This is a genomic window from Vibrio sp. D173a (assembly GCF_030248475.1).
Genome location: NZ_JAHGAH010000676.1, coordinates 1 through 713, shown reverse-complemented (window position 1 = coordinate 713; position 713 = coordinate 1). Strand labels below are relative to the sequence as shown.

Sequence of the window (713 nt, the reverse complement as noted above, 5' to 3'; positions counted from 1 at the left end):
AAAGGAGAACGACTTCGTCTGTTGGTTTACCTAGACCTAGTGTGTTGTCTGGACGTTCATCTTGAATTTCGACGTCTTGAATCTCGACACCAGTAGGGTTTGCTTCAACGATTTGGCCGTTCTCGTCTTCTTTTGCTGCTTCTGTTTTGTATTCCCAGCGACAAGCGTTAGTGCAAGTACCTTGGTTAGGATCGCGTTTGTTCATGTAACCAGGAAGTAAGCAGCGACCAGAGTACGCCATGCAAAGTGCACCGTGAACAAAGATCTCTAGTTCTGTTTCTGGACAGTGTTCGCGGATCTCTTCGATCTCTTCCAGTGATAGCTCACGAGATAGAATTACACGCTCCACGCCTTGCGTCGCCCAGAATTTTACCGTAGCCCAGTTAACAGCATTAGCTTGAACTGAAAGGTGAATTGGCATTTCAGGGAATGCTTCACGAACCATCATGATAAGACCAGGATCAGACATGATTAGGGCATCAGGGCCCATGTCTACAACTGGTTTAAGGTCGCGGATAAATGTCTTCAGTTTAGAGTTGTGCGGCTGAATGTTACACACAACGTATAGCTTCTTGCCTTGAGCATGAGCTTCGTTGATACCAATTTGTAGGTTTTCGTGGTTAAACTCGTTGTTACGAACACGAAGGCTGTAACGAGGTTGGCCTGCATATACCGCATCTGCGCCGTAGGCAAATGCATAACGCATGTTTTTA

At 46.1% G+C, this 713-nt stretch carries 1 protein-coding gene; it reads right to left on the bottom strand.

What is annotated here, in order from left to right; genetic code table 11:
• Positions 1–713, bottom strand: a 713-nt coding sequence (locus KIV40_RS28425; protein WP_285352567.1) for a U32 family peptidase, incomplete at both ends; no start/stop codon positions are given.